16 protein-coding genes are annotated in these 15,276 nt (G+C 70.7%); 3 read left to right on the forward strand and 13 right to left on the reverse strand.

The window, feature by feature from the left end; genetic code table 11:
• Positions 1 to 355: 355 nt before the first annotated feature.
• The 6 genes from cbiE to ACIGDI_RS22490 form a co-directional block, all read right to left on the reverse strand.
• Positions 356 to 1,567 carry a precorrin-6y C5,15-methyltransferase (decarboxylating) subunit CbiE gene (cbiE, locus tag ACIGDI_RS22465; RefSeq protein WP_399899304.1) on the reverse strand — a complete coding sequence of 404 codons (1,212 nt, stop codon included), beginning with the start codon at positions 1,565 to 1,567 and terminating at the stop codon, positions 356 to 358.
• Between the two features lie 104 nt (positions 1,568 to 1,671).
• On the reverse strand, positions 1,672 to 2,310 hold the full coding sequence (locus ACIGDI_RS22470; RefSeq protein ID WP_399899307.1) for a GNAT family N-acetyltransferase: 639 nt from the start codon (positions 2,308 to 2,310) through the stop codon (positions 1,672 to 1,674).
• A 161-nt stretch (positions 2,311 to 2,471) separates the two neighbouring features.
• Positions 2,472 to 3,302 (reverse strand): MetQ/NlpA family ABC transporter substrate-binding protein, encoded by an 831-nt coding sequence (locus ACIGDI_RS22475; protein ID WP_399899310.1) that lies wholly within the window; start codon positions 3,300 to 3,302, stop codon positions 2,472 to 2,474.
• Between the two features lie 65 nt (positions 3,303 to 3,367).
• The gene (locus ACIGDI_RS22480; RefSeq protein ID WP_399899313.1) at positions 3,368 to 4,105 is read right to left on the reverse strand and encodes a methionine ABC transporter permease; all 738 of its coding nucleotides are present in this window, start codon (positions 4,103 to 4,105) and stop codon (positions 3,368 to 3,370) included.
• Positions 4,102 to 5,133 (reverse strand): methionine ABC transporter ATP-binding protein, encoded by a 1,032-nt coding sequence (locus tag ACIGDI_RS22485; protein ID WP_399899316.1) that lies wholly within the window; start codon positions 5,131 to 5,133, stop codon positions 4,102 to 4,104. Before ACIGDI_RS22485 ends, ACIGDI_RS22480 begins: the two co-directional genes overlap by 4 nt.
• Positions 5,134 to 5,458: 325 nt before the next feature.
• Positions 5,459 to 6,109, reverse strand: a complete 651-nt coding sequence (locus tag ACIGDI_RS22490) for an HAD-IA family hydrolase (protein WP_399899319.1) — start codon at positions 6,107 to 6,109, stop codon at positions 5,459 to 5,461.
• Positions 6,110 to 6,178: 69 nt separating this feature from the next.
• Here ACIGDI_RS22490 and ACIGDI_RS22495 point away from each other — a divergent pair, with 69 nt between their 5' ends.
• Both ACIGDI_RS22495 and ACIGDI_RS22500 read left to right on the forward strand, forming a co-directional pair.
• Entirely contained in the window at positions 6,179 to 6,538 is a 360-nt protein-coding gene (locus tag ACIGDI_RS22495; RefSeq protein ID WP_399899322.1) for a hypothetical protein, read from the forward strand.
• Between the two features lies 1 nt (position 6,539).
• Entirely contained in the window at positions 6,540 to 6,956 is a 417-nt protein-coding gene (locus ACIGDI_RS22500; protein WP_399899325.1) for a hypothetical protein, read from the forward strand.
• Here ACIGDI_RS22500 and ACIGDI_RS22505 read toward each other — a convergent pair.
• The 3 genes from ACIGDI_RS22505 to ACIGDI_RS22515 all read right to left on the reverse strand — a co-directional run bounded on the left by ACIGDI_RS22505 (position 6,946) and on the right by ACIGDI_RS22515 (position 9,231).
• On the reverse strand, positions 6,946 to 7,443 hold the full coding sequence (locus tag ACIGDI_RS22505; RefSeq protein ID WP_399899328.1) for a GNAT family N-acetyltransferase: 498 nt from the start codon (positions 7,441 to 7,443) through the stop codon (positions 6,946 to 6,948). The genes ACIGDI_RS22500 and ACIGDI_RS22505 overlap by 11 nt on opposite strands.
• A gap of 46 nt (positions 7,444 to 7,489) precedes the next feature.
• Positions 7,490 to 7,996, reverse strand: coding sequence for a sigma-70 family RNA polymerase sigma factor (locus ACIGDI_RS22510; RefSeq protein ID WP_399899332.1), 507 nt, complete (start codon positions 7,994 to 7,996; stop codon positions 7,490 to 7,492).
• A gap of 74 nt (positions 7,997 to 8,070) precedes the next feature.
• Positions 8,071 to 9,231 (reverse strand): glycerophosphodiester phosphodiesterase, encoded by a 1,161-nt coding sequence (locus tag ACIGDI_RS22515; protein ID WP_399899335.1) that lies wholly within the window; start codon positions 9,229 to 9,231, stop codon positions 8,071 to 8,073.
• Positions 9,232 to 9,564: 333 nt separating this feature from the next.
• On the opposite strand from ACIGDI_RS22515, the gene ACIGDI_RS22520 reads away from it, so the two are divergent.
• Entirely contained in the window at positions 9,565 to 10,236 is a 672-nt protein-coding gene (locus ACIGDI_RS22520) for a lysophospholipid acyltransferase family protein (protein ID WP_399899338.1), read from the forward strand.
• 256 nt (positions 10,237 to 10,492) lie between these two features.
• Here the strand turns inward: ACIGDI_RS22520 and ACIGDI_RS22525 are convergent, their stop codons facing one another.
• The 4 genes from ACIGDI_RS22525 to argH all read right to left on the reverse strand — a co-directional run bounded on the left by ACIGDI_RS22525 (position 10,493) and on the right by argH (position 15,206).
• Positions 10,493 to 12,016 (reverse strand): MFS transporter, encoded by a 1,524-nt coding sequence (locus ACIGDI_RS22525; protein ID WP_399899341.1) that lies wholly within the window; start codon positions 12,014 to 12,016, stop codon positions 10,493 to 10,495.
• Entirely contained in the window at positions 12,013 to 12,579 is a 567-nt protein-coding gene (locus ACIGDI_RS22530; RefSeq protein WP_399899344.1) for a TetR/AcrR family transcriptional regulator, read from the reverse strand. Before ACIGDI_RS22530 ends, ACIGDI_RS22525 begins: the two co-directional genes overlap by 4 nt.
• 83 nt (positions 12,580 to 12,662) lie before the next feature.
• Complete coding sequence (locus ACIGDI_RS22535) at positions 12,663 to 13,634, reverse strand: aldo/keto reductase (RefSeq protein WP_399899348.1); 972 nt, start codon at positions 13,632 to 13,634, stop codon at positions 12,663 to 12,665.
• A 138-nt stretch (positions 13,635 to 13,772) separates the two neighbouring features.
• Positions 13,773 to 15,206 carry an argininosuccinate lyase gene (argH, locus tag ACIGDI_RS22540; RefSeq protein ID WP_399899350.1) on the reverse strand — a complete coding sequence of 478 codons (1,434 nt, stop codon included), beginning with the start codon at positions 15,204 to 15,206 and terminating at the stop codon, positions 13,773 to 13,775.
• Between the last annotated feature and the right edge of the window lie 70 nt (positions 15,207 to 15,276).

A 15,276-nucleotide genomic window follows, 5' to 3' on the forward strand; every position in this document is an offset into this window, starting at 1 on the left:
CGGCTCACCGGGAACGGCGCACCGACCGCCCCCGTAGTGAAGAACGAGCGTGCGTGCCCAGCGGCACGAACGACCCGCCCATAAAAGGCGACAAAGCCATTCAGTGGCATTGTCCCGGTCGTTCCTCCGTCGCGACAGCTTGATCCGCGACGGCCCGCTGTGGACTGCGCCACGTTGCGCGTCCTCCGGTTCTGCCGTACCGCACCCACCCCAAAAGGGGCGCGTTTTCCGGACATTGGCGAACGAAGTGCCGGGCCACCCGGTGCGGTACAACGGTCGGCCAGCCTACCGCGAGCGATAGGACTACCGGATCACCGGGAGGGAAGAAAACAGGATCACTGGGACGGAGCCGGAATCACACTGTGCGCTCCGGCAGCGCGCCGCTGAGCAGGAATGCGACGCTCCGCTCCGTCTCCATCCAGGCCCGGGTGTCGAGTTCGACGGACTGGAGGAGGGCGCACTCCACGTCGTAGCCGTGCTCCGTCAGGTCGCGGCCGATGAGTTCGGCGGCGTCGCGGGTCGCGGCGTGCGTGACGATGCGCTGCGGGCGGCGGTCGGCGACCGCCGAGACGACGGCCGCTCCCCCGCCGCCGACGCGGACGACGTCCGGCTCGGGGAGGTTCTCCAGGACGTGCGGGGCGGTGCCGCGGATGATCTGCGCCTGCACACCGAAGCGGCGGGCGGCGGCGTCCGTGCGGGCGCAGGCGTCCAGCTCCCGGTCGACGGCGATGACGGCGGCGCCGGCGCGGGCGGCTTCGACGGCGAAGGCGCCGCTGCCGCAGCCGATGTCCCAGACGAGGTCGCCGACGCGGGGGCCCAGCCGGGCGAGTTGGGCCGCGCGGAGCAGGTCCGTCTCGCCCTCGCCGAGCGGGCCGTCGTAGGCCTCGCCGGGCTGCGTCCAGCCGCGCGGGCCGGCGCCGGGGTCGCGTCCGGCGAGCCAGCCGCCGCTCTCCCCCGCCCCGGCGGGGCCGCCGATGACGATGACGACGTTCGGGTCGCGCCAGGTGTGGTCGGGGGCCTTGTCGGAGGTGACGACGGTGACCTGTTCGCGTTCGGTGCCCAGTTCCTCGCAGATGACGAAGGTGCGGTGCACGCCCTCCAGGAGCAGGCCGAGTTCCGCGGGGCCGGCACCTGGCGAGGTGAGAACGGCCACCTTGGTGTGGGCTCGGCATACATTCACCGCGCGTCGCAGGGTGCGCCTGTGTGCGACGACCACCTGTGCGTCGTCCCAGGGCATGCCGGCGCGCGCGAAGGCGGCGGCGACGGAGGAGACGGCGGGGACGACCTCGACCTCCAGGCCGAACTCGGGTGCGCGCAGGGTCCGTACGACTCCGAAGAATCCCGGGTCGCCGTCGGCGAGGACGACGGCGGTTCCCCGGTGTCCGGCGATGCGCCGGGCGGCGAGGGCGACGCTGCCGAGTCGGATGCGCTCGGCGGAGGGCGGCACCTCGGGCAGCGCCAGGTGGTGGGCGGCCCCGGCCACCAGGGTGGCGGCGCCGAGGGCGGAGCGAGCCGCGGCGGTCAGCGGCGAGCCGTCCCAGCCGATCACCGTGACGCGGTCGGCCATGGTCGTCAGTCTCCAGGGTGGTTCACGCAGGTCGGGCTCCGTGAGGGTACCTGGTGGCGCGGGCGGCCGCTGCGGCGGTGCCGTGGCCCCTCGGTCCCCAGGGTTCAGTTCCAGTCGGGGAACGACGTGAAACCACCGCTGTCGGCCAGCTCCTCGCCGGCGCCGTCCAGGTCCTCGGGCAGCAGGCTCCACACGATGTAGTCGGTGCGTACGTCGTTCCAGGTGCCGTCCTCCGCGCGGACGCGCGCTATGCACGCGTTGCGCAGGACGCCCTCGCTGATACAGCCGATCTTCTGGGCGACCTGCTGGGACGCGGTGTTGTCGGCCGCCGTGCGCAGCTCGATGCGCTCGAACTTCTGGTCGCCGAGCAGCCATTGGGCGGTGGCGAGCGCGGCCTCGGAGGCGTAGCCCTCGCCGCGGGCCCAGGGGGCGATGATGTACGACAGCTCGGTGGAGCGGACGTGCCAGTTGGTCCTGGCGAGTTGGACGACGCCGACCAGGCGCTGGGTGAGGAACTCCGTTACGGCCAGGTCGAGTCCGCGTCCCGCGTCCCGCTCGGCGGCCGTGCGCTCGGTGATCCAGGTGCGGGCCTGTTCCTCGGTGTAGGGCTGGGGGACGCTCGTCCAGGCGCCCACCTGCTCGTCGTTCATCATCTCGGCCAGTGCGGGCACGTCGTCCTCGTCGAGGGGACGCAGCACCAACCGCTCCGTGCTGATGGAGATGTTGGGGAAGGTGCCACTCATGCGCCGCTCCGTAACCTTCGGAAACCTTCAAGTCCTGCTGAACTGCCCAGCATGCAGCATGGACCCGCCGGACCGCACCACGGGGTCCACTCGCAGTGAGCGAGTAGACCCCGTGCGTGGCGATACGCCGTATACGTGCCCTCGGCACAGATCGGTGCGGCTCAGAAGGAGGGGATGACGGAGCCCTGGTACTTGTCCTCGATGAACTTCTTCACCTCGGGCGAAGTGAGCAGCTTGGCCAGCTTCTTGACCCGCGGGTCCTTCTCGTTGCCCTTCTTGACCGCGAGGAAGTTGCCGTACGGGCTGTTCTTCGCGGACTCCAGGACGAGCGCCTCCTTGGCGGGCTTGATGCCCGCGGAGATGGCGTAGTTGCCGTTGACGACGGCGGCGTCCACGTCGTCCAGGGAGCGCGCGGTCTGGGCCGCCTCGACCTCCTTGAACTTGAGGTTCCTGGGGTTCTTGGCGATGTCCTGCGGGGTCGCCTCGTTGCCCGCGCCGGCCTTGAGCGTGATGAGGCCGTTGGCCGCGAGCAGCTTCAGCGCGCGCGCCTCGTTCACGGCGTCGTTCGGGACGGCGACGGTCGCGCCGTTCTTCAGCGCGTCCACCTTGTCGACCTTGTGGGAGTACAGGCCGAGGGGCTCCAGGTGCACCGTGACGACGGGCACGATGTGGGTGCCGCGCTTCTTGTTGAAGTCGTCGAGGTAGGGCTGGTTCTGGAAGTAGTTGGCGTCGACCGAGCCGTCCTCGGTGGCGGTGTTGGGGACGATGTAGTCCTGGAACTCCTTGACCTGCAGGTCGAGTCCGGCCTTCTTGGCGAGGTTCTTCTCGACGAAGTTCAGGATCTCGGCGTGCGGGGTCGGGCTCGCGGCGACGACCAGCGGTCCGCTGTAGTCGGAGGAGGCCGAGTCGTTGCCCGAGCCGCAGGCGGTGAGCCCGAAGGTGAGGGCTCCGGCGGCGAGGACGGCGGTGCTGAGCTTTGCGGTGTTACGCACGAAAAGTGCCTTTCCTTATGGGTGCAGCGATCCCGCGGTTTGTGGGCGGGAAGTTCTGAGAGCGGTTACGCGACCTTGCCGACGTCGGCCGACGCGGGGTCCGTGGCCTTGAGCAGCCGCAGCTTCGGCGCCGGGCCGGAGCGGCCGCCCCGGCGGTGCAGGGAGCGGGCGGCGAAGTCGCCGGCGAACTGGATGAGCGAGATGACCACGGCGAGGATCGCCACGGTGATCCACATCAGCTGGGTCTCGAAGCGCTGGTAGCCGTAGCGGATGGCGATGTCGCCGAGTCCGCCCGCGCCGACCGTGCCGGCCATGGCGGAGTAGCCGATGAGGGCGACGACGGTGGTCGTGGTGCTGGCGATGAGGGACGGGAGCGCTTCCGGTACGAGCACCTTGCGCACGATCGTCCAGGTGTTGCCGCCCATCGACTGCACGGCCTCGACGAGCCCGCCGTCCACTTCGCGGACAGCCGTCTCGACGAGGCGCGCGAAGAACGGGATGGCGCCGATGGCGAGGGGCACGATGGCGGCCTCGCGGCCGATGGTGGTGCCGGTGATCGAGCGGGTGAAGGTCATCAGCGCGACCATCAGGATGATGAACGGCATCGAGCGGGCGATGTTCACGACCTGTCCGATGACCTTGTTGGCCACGATGTTCTGCAGCAGGCCGCCGCGGTCGGTCAGGACGAGCAGGATGCCGAGCGGAAGTCCGCCGACGACGGCGATGAGGGTGGACCAGCCGACCATGTACAGGGTGTCCCAACACGCCTGGGACAGCAGGGGCTGCATCTCGGACCAGGTCACTTGGCACCTTCCTTCACCGGCTGGAGCTCACCGACGACGTCGATCTGGAGTCCCTGTTCGCGCAGGAAGCCGATCGGCACGACGTTGTCCTCGTAGCGGCCGGGCAGTTCGATGCGCATCCGGCCGACCTGGAGGCCGCCGACGGTGTCGATGGCGGCGCCGAGGATCGATATGTCGATGTTGTAGGTGCGGGAGAGCTGGGAGACGACCGGCTGGGTGGCGGCCTCGCCCTGGAAGGTGACGTCGACGACGGTGCGGTCGTCGCCGGAGGCCTCGCCGCCGAGCGGGAAGAGGGCCGAGGCCAGCTCCGAGCCCGGGGTGGCGAGCAGTTCGCTCACCGTGCCGGACTCGACGACGCGGCCGTTCTCCATCAGGGCGGCCGAGTCGCAGACCGACTTCACGACGTCCATCTCGTGGGTGATGAGCAGGACCGTGAGGCCCAGCTGCCGGTTCAGGTCGCGCAGCAGCGTGAGGATCGAGCGGGTGGTCTCCGGGTCGAGGGCGCTGGTGGCCTCGTCGGAGAGCAGCACCTCGGGGTCGCCGGCCAGGGCGCGGGCGATGCCGACGCGCTGCTTCTGGCCGCCGGAGAGCTGGGCGGGGTAGGCCCGCGCCTTGTCGGCGAGCCCGACGAGGTCCAGCAGCTCCAGCGCCTTGCTCGAGCGCTCCCTGCCGGACTTGCCGAGGATCTCCAGCGGCAGTTCGACGTTGTCCTGGACGGTGCGCGAGGACAGCAGGTTGAAGTGCTGGAAGACCATGCCGATACGGCTGCGCGCCCGCCGCAGCTCCCGGCCGGCGCGGGGGCCGCGGCCGGCGAGGGCGGTGAGGTCCTGCCCGGCGACGGTGACCGTCCCGGACGTCGGACGCTCCAGCAGGTTGACGCAGCGGATGAGCGAGGACTTGCCGGCGCCGGACTGGCCGATGACGCCGTACACCTCGCCTTCGCGGACGTGCAGGTCGACGCCGTCCAGGGCGGTGACCTCACGACCGCGCGAGCGGTAGACCTTGGTCAGGCCCGATGTCGTGATCACAGGGGTTTTCCGTCACTGTCGAGTCCGTACACGGGCGTGGGTGTGCCCTGGTACGGGAGGAAGGGTTCATGCGCGGGGGCTCGGTCCGGTACGGCGTTCAGGGCGTACGGACATGCCACGGCGGCTCGCTTCGGGGCGCGAGGCTCGAGATGGTGCGGGGGCCCTCTAGAAGGCGCACATTCCACACATACAACGAGCACCGGGCGTCATGGTCGCCTCGGTCGCAAGGGTGCGGCAGCTCGTCGTGGTCATGCGGTCAGTAAATCAGACGTATCGAGATGACCAAGAACCGCCGTCCCACATCGTGGACGGCGGTGGACAGGTGTCAGGCGCGGACGGAGATCTCCACTCCCCGGTCGGTGACCAGTGCGGACAAGGCCGACAGGTCCTTCACCACGAGGTCGGCGTCGAGCTCGTGGGCCTGGTGGGTTGTGGTCAACGCCACGGTCGTCATCCCCGCGGCGCGGCCGGCCGCGAGCCCGGCCGGGGCGTCCTCGAAGACGACGCAGTCGGCCGGATCGACGCCCAGCTGCCGGGCGGCGAGGAGGTAGGGCTCGGGGTCGGGCTTGCCGCGGGTGATGTCGTCGACGGCGATCAGTGTCTTGGGCAGGATGCCGACGGCGTCGAGGCGGGCCTCGGCCAGGCGCCGGGTGGCGGAGGTGACGACGGCCCAGCGGTCCGCGGGCAGCGAGGCCAGGAAGTCGGCCGTCCCGGGCAGCAGACGGACGCCTCCGTCGGGGACGTCCTCCACCTCCAACTGCTCGATCCGCGCGACCGCCTCCGGCACCACCTCGACGGGCAGCAGGTCGGCGGCTATCGCCACGGCCGTGCGTCCGTGCAGCTCGACGCGGCCGAACTCCTCGGCGGTGAGGCCGTACTCCCGAGCCCACCGCGTCCAGCAGCGGTCCACGGAGGCGAGGGAGGAGACGAGGGTGCCGTCGTTGTCGAACAGGAGGGCGTGCGCGTGGATCGTCATGGTCTAGACCCTACGGCGTACGACGGGGTCGGCGGCGGCGGCCGGTTTCGGCCGTAATAAGGTCACGACATGCTTGATGCCCTGACGCTGGTGACCGGTGTCGTCGCGCTGCTGCTCGCCGCCTGGTGCGGGTGGGCGGCCTACCGCGATCAGCCCACCAAGGACTGGCACTTCATCGGGATGGCCGTGGTGTCGCTGCTGACCCTGATCCAGCTGGTGATCGGGATCGTGCAGCTGGCGCGGGGCGAGAAGCCGGAGCAGGGTACGACGATCTTCGTGGCGTATCTGATCGGCGCCTTCGCCTGCGTCCCGGCGGCGGGGTTCATGTCGCTGGCGGAGCGGACGCGCTGGGGCTCGGTGACGGTCGCCGCCGGCGGTGTGGTGCTGGCCGTGCTGGAGGTGCGGCTCTATGACATCTGGGGAGGTTGAGATGACCGCCGTGGAAGAGAAGCCGAAGCGGCTCATCAGCGGGCCCGGCATGCTGCTCGTCTGGTTCTACGGCGTGATGGTCGTCGGCGCGGTCTCGCGCTCCGTCTACCAGATCGCGACCGAGTTCGACCGGGCGCCGCTCGCCTACTCGCTGTCGGCCGTCGCGGGCGTGGTGTACGGGTTCATCACGTACACGCTGGTGCGCGGTGGCGAGAGGGCCCGCAAGGCGGCGCAGGTGTGCTGCGCCGCCGAACTCGCGGGCGTGCTGATCGTCGGCACCTGGACCCTGGTCGAGCCCTCGGCCTTCCCGGACGCGACGGTCTGGTCGGACTACGGCATGGGCTACGTCTTCATCCCGGTGCTGCTGCCGCTGTCCGCCCTGTACTGGCTGCGCAGGAACCGCACGGTCACGCGGTAGTGGCGTAGGCCTCCGCCGGCTTCTCCAGGATGATCATCGGTACCCCGTCGGTGCCCTGGGACGTGCCCACCGTCTCGTAGCCGACGCGGCGGTACAGACGCAGGTTGCCCTCGCTGCGGTGGCCCGCGGACAGCCGGAACCTCTTCGCCCCGCGCTCCTCCACCAGGGCCGTCTCGGCCGCGCGCAGCAGCCGCGCGCCGATGCCGTGACCCTGCAGGCGGGGGTGGACGCAGAGCTTGCCGATGGAGGCCGAGCCGTCCTCGGTGACACGGCCGCGCACCGAGCCCACGACCTCCTCGCCGAGCCGCGCCACGAAGACGCAGTCGGCGGCCACCTCCTGGCGGACCGATTCCAGGGACTGGACGAGCGGGTCGATGCGGTAGTTGCCGTACAGCGCCGCCTCGCTCTGGAAGCACAGGTACTGGAGCTTGAAGATCTGCTCTGTGTCCTGCTCGGTCGCCACCGAGATGGTCACGCTCATGCCCATGTGCGCACGCCTCCCGCTCACCTGATCGCCACGTTGTCCCTCACTCCTATCCCCGCCCTTCGCGCGCCGCAACCTCCGATGTGAGCAAACGGCGAAGACATCCCAGGCATCTGGAGCGTTCCGGGCCCAGACTGCCCTGTGAGATACCCAACTCCCCCGCGATTTCCCTGTATGTCAGGTCTTTCGGGGAGAGCAGCGCCTCGATGAGACCGGGGCAGCGGCCGGGCAGTCTGCGAACCGCCTCGCGCAGCGCCCGGCGGCGGGCGGCGGCGAGGGCGAGGTCGGCCGGGTCCCGGTCCGTGTCGTCGGCGGGCTCGGCGCCGTAGGGCCGTTCGAGACGGGCCGTACGGCGGGTGCGGCGGGCCTCGGAGCGGACGGCGCGGCGCAGCCAGCCCGGCGGGTCGAGGGGCGGGCCGTGCATGTCGAGGCGTTCCAGCAGGCGGAGCCAGACCGCCTGTTCCAGGTCGGCCGGTTCCGCCCCGGAGGCGGGTGCCTCGGCCGAGGCCTCGGCGGTGAGCAGCGGGCGCAGGGCGGTGAGCAGGTCGTGCGTCATATGCGGCACGACGCGGCCGCCCGGGTGCCGGGTTGCCCGGGCGGCCGGCGTTCACCCCAACCGGGGTGCGGCGGTCAGCCGTTGACGAAGTCGGCGCGGGCGAGCAGGCCCGTGTCGGCGTTGTCGGTGAAGACGCCGTCGATGCCGGTGGCGAAGTACCTCTTGAAGGCGCCGAAGGCGTCGCCGTAGGCGTCCGCGTCCGTGCCCTTGCGGTACTCCGCCGGCAGGAAGGGGTTCTCGTTGCGCATGGTGTACGGGTGCAGGATCAGGCCGACCTTGTGCGCGTCGGAGACGAGGGTGGTCTCCTTGTCGAGGCTGCCGTCCGCCTTCTTGGTGATGACGAGGTCGAGGGTCGGACCGATGCCCTGCGCGTAGCCGGCGATCTCCCTGAGGCCCTTGGGGGTGATCAGGTCGGCGACGGTGCGCGGGTCGCCCGATTCGACGAAGTCCCAGGGGCGGGTGGTCGCGCCGGACAGCAGGACGACGAGCGGGTTGTCGACGAGCTTGTTCAGGCGCTGGATGCTGGTGGGCTCGAAGGACTGCAGGATGACCGGCGAGTTCCGCCTGTCCTTGCCGTGCTTGTGCAGCAGCTTGGCGACGCGTTCCTCGAGGCCCAGGCCCAGCTTGCGGAAGTAGGTGGGGTGCTTGGTCTCGGGGTAGATCCACACCTGCTTGCCGCGCCTGCGGGTCTGCTCGTCCTGCCACTGCAGGACTTCCTCGAAGGTGGGGATCTCCCAGCGGCCGTTGTAGAGCGTGTTGTGCGGGCGGTTGGCCGGGATGCGCTCGATCGCGCGCAGCGTCTTCAGCTCGGCGAGGGTGAAGTCCTCGGTGAACCAGCCGGTGGTGGAGACGCCGTCCAGCACCTTGGTGGTCCTGCGGCCGGCGAACTCGGGGTGGTCGGCGACGTCGGTCGTGCCGCCGATCTCCGGCTCGTGCCGGCAGACCAGATGACCGTCCTTGGTCGGGCAGAGGTCGCCGGCCTCGACGATGTCGGCGCCCATGTCGAGGGCCAGGTCGTACGAGCCGAAGGTGTGCTCGGGCCGGTAGCCCGCGGTGCCGCGGTGGCCGATGACGGTCGGCTTGGGCAGGCTGCCCAGCCCGCCGCCGTGCCGCGCCTCGGCGGCTCTCGCGGTCCCGGACAGGCCGAGTACGGCTCCGCCGGCGCCCAGCACCGCCGCGCCGAGAAGCGCCCGTCGCCCGGTGGCGCCTGCCTGATCGTTCTCCTGCGTTCCCATGAACGCCTCCCCTGACGTGGGCTCCTGGATGCGGGCCGATCGTAGGTGCGTGGACATGACGTGCGGGAGACCGTGGCCGGAACACGCGGGTGACGCCCGATGTCGTACGGGAAAGGAGATCTGACGAGGTTTCGGCCCCACTCCTCCGGTGTACGCGACATGCGTCACAGGTTCCGCCCCGGTTACCGGCGGGTGACAGGGCGTCACCGCAGGTAAACGCGTGTCAACACTGCGTAAGACCTCGGTGAACCCGATGTGCGATATCCCCGCGCCCGGGAGTATCGTCCTCACCTGCACAGACTCATACCTGAACCCTTGACACCGGAGGGCCCGTTGTCCCGCTTCGCGCTCATCAAGGCAGTGCTCGGACCGATCATGCGCCTGATGTTCCGCCCACAGGTGGAGGGCGTGGAGAACATCCCCGGGGACGGTCCCGTCATCCTGGCGGGCAACCACGTCACCTTCATCGACTCGATGATCCTGCCGCTCGTGTGCGACCGGCAGGTGTGCTTCATCGGCAAGGACGAGTACGTCACCGGCAAGGGCCTGAAGGGCCGGCTGATGGCGTGGTTCTTCACCGGCGTCGGCATGATCCCGGTCGACCGGGACGGCGGCAAGGGCGGCGTGGCCGCGCTGATGACCGGCCGCCGGATCCTGGAGGAGGGCCGGGTCTTCGGCATCTACCCCGAGGGCACCCGCTCCCCCGACGGCCGGCTGTACCGGGGGCGCACCGGCATCGCGCGGCTGACGCTGATGACCGGCGCGCCCGTCGTCCCGTTCGCCATGATCGGCACGGACAAGATCCAGCCGGGCGGCGCGGGGATGCCGCGCCCCGCGAAGGTGACGGTCCGCTTCGGTGAGGCCATGGAGTTCTCCCGGTACGAGGGGATGGACCGCGACCGCTACGTGCTGCGGGCCGTCACGGACTCCGTGATGGCGGAGGTCATGCGGCTGTCCGGGCAGGAGTACGTGGACATGTACGCCACCAAGGCGAAGGCCGCGTAGCGCCTCCGGCGGTTCGGCCGGTCTTCCGGTGCGGTGAGCGAGAGTGGCCGTGCGCGGTTCCCCGCGCCCCTCAAGGCCGATTCCCGAGCCGTCGGCCGCACGGCATGAACCATGCTGCGGCCAGCGGTGAGCGAGAGTGGCCGTGCGCGGTTCCCCGCGCCCCTCAAGGCCGATTCCCGAGCCGTCGGCCGCACGGCATGAACCATGCTGCGGCCAGCGGTGAGCGAGAGTGGCCGTGTGCGGTTCCCCGCGCCCCTCAAGGCCGGTTCTCGAGCCGTTGGCCTCGGAGCAGGAACCATGCCGCGGCCGCTGTAGCCAGCAGGACGCCTGCTCCCACGCCCGACGCGATCGACAGGCCGTCGACGAAGGCTTCGCGGGCCGAGGACAGCAGTTCCCCGCCCGCCGCCGTCGGCATGCCGGCCGCCGCCTCGACCGCGCCGCCCAGGGATTCGTGTGCCCCTGACGGAGTGCCCGCCGGAGCGGAGAAGCCCCGGTAGACGCCCGTGACGATCGTGCCGAGCAGGGCGATGCCCAGGGCCGCGCCGAGTTCGTACGCCGTCTCCGACACCGCGGATGCCGCACCCGCCTGCTCCTTCGGCACCGAGGAGAGGATGACGTCCGAGGTGACCGTGAAGGAGAAGCCCGCGCCCACGCCCACCACCAGCAGGGCGGCGCCGAGGACGCCGTAGCCCGTCGACCGGTCGAGGGCCGTCAGCGCGGCCAGGGCCAGGCCCACCGCCGCCAGCCCGCCCGCCACGACGGCGCGCACGGAGAACCGGCGGGCCGCGCGTCCGGCGACGAGACCAGCCGCCACCGCGCCCACCGCTGCGGGCAGTTCGGCGAGACCCGCCTCCAAGGGTCCCCTGCCCTGGACCAGTTGCAGGTACTGGGAGAGGAAGAACACCAGGCCGGACAGGCCCAGGATGGTCAGCAGATCGGCCAGGACCGCGGCGCTGAAGCCGCGGTTGCGGAACAGGCGCATGTCCAACAGGGGCGAGGGAAGCGTGAGTTGGCGGCGGACGAACCAGGTCAGGGCCGCCGCGCCCAGGGCGCCGACGGCGAGCGGGAACCAGGCGAGGCCGTCGGTGGCCGCTTCCTTCACCGCGTAGACGACTCCGATCACACCGACCAGGGACAGCGCCACGCTGGTCAGGTCCCAGGGGCCCGGGTTCGGGTTGCGGGACTCGGGCAGGGTGCGGATGCCGACGATGACGAGGACCGCCATCACGGGAAGGTTGATCAGGAAGACCGAGCCCCACCAGAAGTGTTCCAGCAGGAAGCCGCCCACGATGGGGCCGACCGCCGTGCCGGCGGAGGCCGTCGCTCCCCAGATGCCGACGGCGAGGCTGCGCTCGCGCGGGTCGTGGAAGATGTTGCGGATCAGGGCGAGCGTGGCCGGCATGAGGGTCGCGCCCGCGACGCCGAGCAGAGCGCGGGCCAGGATCATCAACTCCGGTGTGGACGCGTAGGCGTTGAGGACCGATATCGCGCCGAACGCCGTGGCGCCGACGAGCAGGATGCGCTTGCGGCCGATACGGTCGCCGAGGCTGCCCATGGAGACGAGCAGACCGGCGATGACGAACGAGTAGACGTCGCCGATCCACAGGAGCTGGGTGCCGGAGGGGTTGAGGTCCTCACTGATGTAGGGGGTCGCGAGACCGAGGACGGTCGCGTCGACGGCCACCAGCAGCACGGCGAGGACGAGGACGGCGAGCGCGGTCCAACGGCCCGGGCGCTTCACCGCCTCGGTCGTGGTCGCCGGCTGCAGGGTGCTGGTCATGATTCCTTCCTTCGTGGAGTGTCCGGGCGCAGTGCGCCGCCGAGCAGCAGCTCGGCGATCATGTGGGTGAAGTCCTTGCGGGCCACGCGGCCCTCGCTCACCGCCCAGGCGCCGGAGGCCAGCAGGCCGTACAGCGCTTCGGTGAGCCAGGCCGGGGTGAGGTCGATGCGGAAGTCGCCGGCCGCCTGCCCGCGCCGGAACAGGGCGGCGATGCGGTCGTCGATCCTGGTCCAGCCCGCGTTCACCTCCTCGCCCTCGAACAGCTGGTTCTCGGTGTAGAGGAAGGCGAGCAGGGCGGCCGAGGGCTCGAGCGTCCGGATGAGACGCCGTACGGCCTCGGGCGCGGGGCCCTCGTCGAGGGCGGCCGTGTCCAGCGCCGCCTCGCACTCCGCGATGCCGAGCGACTCCAGCGCCCGTACGAGCGCGTCGCGGCCGGCGAAGTGGCGGTGCAGGGTGGCGCGGCTGATGCCGGCGGCCTTGGCGACCTCGTCCATCGTCGCGGTGGACTTGCGGGTCAGCAGGGCCGCGGCGGAGCGGAGGACGTGGTCACGGTCGACAGGCATGAGACAACCATAAACCATGTGAGACATTCATGTCTCATGCGACGCATGTGTGACTCACTCAGAAGTGGTTCGACGCGGTTTTCTCAGTGCCAGGGGAGGCTGTTGCGCTTCTCCCAGTACGCCCGCGGCTCCTCGGCGAGCGCTGCCAGGCGGGCCAGCTGATCCTCGTCGAGGTCCACCGCGGCCGCGTGCAGGTTGGAGGAGAGCTGGGTGAGGGTGGCCGCACCGGAGAGGACGACACCGGCCCAGGGTTGCCGGAGGATCAGGGCGAGGGCGACGGCGTCGCAGCCGAGAGAGATCTCCTCCGCGACGGCCTTCACAGCCTCGGGGGCGTGCGGGGCCGCGAGCCGGCCGTTGGCCATGCCCTCCTTGACGATCACCGTGAGGCCGGCGTCGTGCGCCTCGGCGAGCGCGGGGCCGGCCGAGGTCTCCAGGGCGTTGTAGGTCGACTGGACGGTACGAAAGAGGGGTTCGCCGTCGACCGTCACGGCGAGGGCGGCACGGATCGCGTCCGCCTGGGCCGGGCCGCTCGTGGAGAAGCCGATGGTCAGCCCCTGCGCGGCGGCCCGGGCCAGTTCGGCGTGGAGTTCCTTGTCGGTCAGGGCCGGGCTGTCCGGGGTCACCGAGTGGATCTGGTAGAGGTCGAGGCGGTCGCCGAGCAGGGCGGCGGTCTCGGCGCGCTGCCGTTCGTAGGTCCGGACGCCATGGTCCTTGACCTCGTGCGTCTCGGCGTCCGTGGTCCAGTCGGCGGTGTAGGTGTAGCCCCACTTGCTGCCGACGACCACGTCGTCGACGTGAGGGTTCGCGGCGAGCCAGGCCGCGAGGAACTCCTCGGAACGGCCGTAGGAACGGGCCGCGTCGAAGTAGCGGACGCCCTGGGCGTAGGCGGCGTCGAGGAGTTCGTGGGTCCGGGTGCGGAGGGCTTCCACCGTGCGGTGCTCTCCGAGGTCCTCGTCCCGGCCGAGGTTGATGTAGCCGGGGCGGCCGACGGCGGCGAGGCCCAGTCCGATGTGGCAGGTGGGGGTGGTTGCGGCGGCCAGTCGGGCGAAGGGCATCGCGGGCTCCGTGGGTCGGGTCCGGTTCGGTTCCCGACCAACGTAGCCCGCGGGGGCCCTCGGCTCAGTGCTCGGTGAGTGCGGTGCGTCGGCGAGTGCGGATGGTTCGCGGCTTGGCGCGCACTTCCCCGCGCCCCTTCAGGCCTTCTGGCGGGCCGTTGCCCAGGTGTGCTGGGCGGCCACGTTCGCCTTGACCTCCGCCAGTTGGACGGCGACCGCGCTGGGGGCCGTGCCGCCTCGGCCGTTGCGGGAGGCGAGGGCGCCCGGGACGTTGAGGACCGTGCGGACCTCCGGGGTCAGGTGGGCGGAGATCTTCGCGAACTGGTCGTCCGTCAGCTCGTCCAGTTCCTTGCCCTCGGCCTCGGCGGCCTTCACGCACTCGCCCGCCACCTCGTGGGCGACGCGGAACGGGACGCCCTGCTTGACCAGCCACTCGGCGATGTCGGTGGCCAGGGAGAAGCCGGCGGGGGCCAGTTCCTCCATGCGCTCGCGGTGGACGGTGAGCGTCGCCATCATGCCGGTGAAGGCGGGGAGCAGGACCTCCAGCTGGTCGATGGAGTCGAAGACCGGCTCCTTGTCCTCCTGCAGGTCACGGTTGTAGGCGAGCGGCAGGGCCTTGAGCGTGGCCATCAGGCCCGTCAGGTTGCCGATCAGCCGGCCGCTCTTGCCGCGCGCCAGCTCCGCGATGTCCGGGTTCTTCTTCTGCGGCATGATCGACGAGCCCGTGGAGAACGCGTCGTGCAGGGTCACGAAGGAGAACTCCTTCGTGTTCCAGATGATGACCTCCTCGGCGATGCGAGAGAGGTTCACGCCGATCATCGCGGCGATGAAGGCGAACTCGGCGACGAAGTCGCGGGACGCCGTGCCGTCGATGGAGTTGCCGACACTGCCGTGCTCGAAACCGAGGTCCTTGGCCACCGCCTCCGGGTCCAGGCCGAGGGAGGAGCCCGCCAGGGCGCCGGAGCCGTACGGCGACACCGCCGTGCGCTCGTCCCACTGGCGCAGCCGTTCGGCGTCCCGGGACAGCGACTGCACGTGGGCCAGGACGTGGTGGGCGAACAGCACCGGCTGGGCGTGCTGCAGGTGCGTACGACCCGGCATCGCGACGTCCGGGTGGGCCTCCGCCAGGCCGATCAGCGCGTCCTGCAGCTCGGCGATCAGGCCGCCGAGCGTGCGGGCGTGGTCGCGCAGGTACATCCGGAAGAGGGTCGCGACCTGGTCGTTGCGGGAGCGGCCGGCGCGCAGCTTGCCGCCGAGGTCCGGGCCGAGACGCTCCAGCAGGCCGCGCTCCAGGGCGGTGTGGACGTCCTCGTCGGCGATGGTGCCGACGAAGGAGCCGTCGGCCACGTCGGCCTCCAGCCGGTCGAGCCCGGCGATCATGCGCTGCAGCTCGTCCTCGGTCAGGAGCCCGGCCTTGTGCAGCACGCGCGCGTGGGCACGCGAGCCGGCGATGTCGTACGGCGCGAGGCGCCAGTCGAAGTGGACGGACGCGGACAGCTTCGCCAGGGCCTCGGCGGGACCGTCGGCGAACCGGCCGCCCCAGAGCCGGACGTCACCGCTGTTGCTGCTCACTTGCGTTGCTCCTAGGGAAGAGGCCGAACCGTCATGCATGAGTATGCAGAGGTCTGCATGATTCGTCAAT

Origin of the sequence: Streptomyces sp. NPDC085900 (genome assembly GCF_044540925.1) — a bacterium.
Classification (GTDB): Bacteria; Actinomycetota; Actinomycetes; order Streptomycetales; family Streptomycetaceae; genus Streptomyces; species Streptomyces gilvifuscus.

What these genes read in the sequence shown, in the direction of transcription:
- ACIGDI_RS22495 (WP_399899322.1), top strand. Translation starts at nt 6,179, where the DNA reads ATGCTTGATGCCCTGACGCTGGTGACCGGTGTCGTCGCGCTGCTGCTC.
- ACIGDI_RS22470 (WP_399899307.1), bottom strand. Translation starts at nt 2,310, where the DNA reads ATGAGTGGCACCTTCCCCAACATCTCCATCAGCACGGAGCGGTTGGTG.
- ACIGDI_RS22525 (WP_399899341.1), bottom strand. Translation starts at nt 12,016, where the DNA reads ATGACCAGCACCCTGCAGCCGGCGACCACGACCGAGGCGGTGAAGCGC.
- ACIGDI_RS22500 (WP_399899325.1), top strand. Translation starts at nt 6,540, where the DNA reads ATGACCGCCGTGGAAGAGAAGCCGAAGCGGCTCATCAGCGGGCCCGGC.
- ACIGDI_RS22505 (WP_399899328.1), bottom strand. Translation starts at nt 7,443, where the DNA reads ATGGGCATGAGCGTGACCATCTCGGTGGCGACCGAGCAGGACACAGAG.
- ACIGDI_RS22515 (WP_399899335.1), bottom strand. Translation starts at nt 9,231, where the DNA reads ATGGGAACGCAGGAGAACGATCAGGCAGGCGCCACCGGGCGACGGGCG.
- ACIGDI_RS22510 (WP_399899332.1), bottom strand. Translation starts at nt 7,996, where the DNA reads ATGACGCACGACCTGCTCACCGCCCTGCGCCCGCTGCTCACCGCCGAG.
- ACIGDI_RS22490 (WP_399899319.1), bottom strand. Translation starts at nt 6,109, where the DNA reads ATGACGATCCACGCGCACGCCCTCCTGTTCGACAACGACGGCACCCTC.
- ACIGDI_RS22535 (WP_399899348.1), bottom strand. Translation starts at nt 13,634, where the DNA reads ATGCCCTTCGCCCGACTGGCCGCCGCAACCACCCCCACCTGCCACATC.
- cbiE (WP_399899304.1), bottom strand. Translation starts at nt 1,567, where the DNA reads ATGGCCGACCGCGTCACGGTGATCGGCTGGGACGGCTCGCCGCTGACC.
- ACIGDI_RS22530 (WP_399899344.1), bottom strand. Translation starts at nt 12,579, where the DNA reads ATGCCTGTCGACCGTGACCACGTCCTCCGCTCCGCCGCGGCCCTGCTG.